Annotated in this window: 1 protein-coding gene; it reads right to left on the reverse strand. The window is 54.3% G+C overall.

What is annotated here, in order from left to right:
- The coding region (locus H1B37_RS32880) for an ISL3 family transposase (protein ID WP_286178472.1) at window positions 1-1,182 on the reverse strand (1,182 nt) is incomplete at its 3' end.
- Between the last annotated feature and the right edge of the window lie 50 nt (window positions 1,183-1,232).

Here is a 1,232-nt window from a genome sequence, read left to right on the forward strand (position 1 = left end):
CGCCGGGCTCTGATATTCCCAGAATCGCTGAAAGTCTTCTCGCATCAAGTAGGCCCGAACCGACCGAAGGTTGTATTGCAAAAGCTCCTTCAGCTTGACAGTCTGCTTTTCCGTGAGATTCTCCGGACGCCTCAGCAAACACCAGCGAGCACCCTTGAGGACTGGCTCATACCCGTCGGCTTTCATCTGACGTGCTTCAGTCGCACGGACCTGATTGATCTTATCGCCAAACATCTTCATCACGTGAAACCGATCGAGAATATGGACGGCACCAGCGGCCTGTTCGGCGATGACTGTCAGGTAGTGACGCCACATATCGGTGCAAATGAATTTCAGACCCGAGAGCGAATCCTCCGGGATCGTTCTGAAGAATCCACGCAGGCTGTCCTCGGTGCGGTCTTTGGCGACATACAGCAGCCGGCGGCAATCCGAATCGATCTGGTAGACCAGCGTGAGAAATCTGTGACCGCGACGATACTGGATCTCATCGACCCCAATCGCCTCGATTTTTCCGGTCTTTCGATGAACCAATCCCCACATCACGACCCAACGGACCGATCGGTAGACCGTGTCCCAGCTAACACCGAAAACAGTTCCCGTTTCACTCCAACTGAGACGCTTGGCCCACTGGGCCAAGAAGATTCGGTAGGAATAGGTGCAGTGATGCTTGCCATCCGCCCACGGCACCTTCTCGACCTTGACTCCACATTCCGGGCAATCAACACGCCTCATCGCATAGACGAAGAACACGGGAATTGCCCACAGCGGAACGTAGGAAAAACGCCGCGATTCCAAGCGGTCATAGCCGGGACGCTTTTGCGAACATCCGCTGCAAATCGGATGACTTCTGGCATGGGGTTCAATCGAGACGAGTATCTCGGAGTGGTCGTCGCTAAAGCGAAAGTCTCGATAGACAAAACCTTTTTGCTTTTCAATGCGATTTAGGATAGCCTTCAGTTGCATCTTGCTTGTGTTTGGTGAGTGGACGGTGCTTGAGAAACAACATCCATAACCCAAATGCCTGCAAGATGCACTTACTTTTCCAGACAACTGGTGGGCCTGAGCCCCTTTCGCCTCGCCGTCACATTGGCCTGCGCATGCAGATGAGGCCGATGTGACGGCGAGGCGTAAGGGGCGACCCCATTTTGCTGAGCCCGAATACGCCGTGCCACCCTGCCCCAAAACCGGCGAGATTCCTTACAGTTTTCACCCACAGATTCAGCGGAAGACCC

Origin of the sequence: Stieleria mannarensis (genome assembly GCF_014154935.1) — a bacterium.
GTDB classification, from domain to species: Bacteria; Planctomycetota; Planctomycetia; order Pirellulales; family Pirellulaceae; genus Stieleria; species Stieleria mannarensis.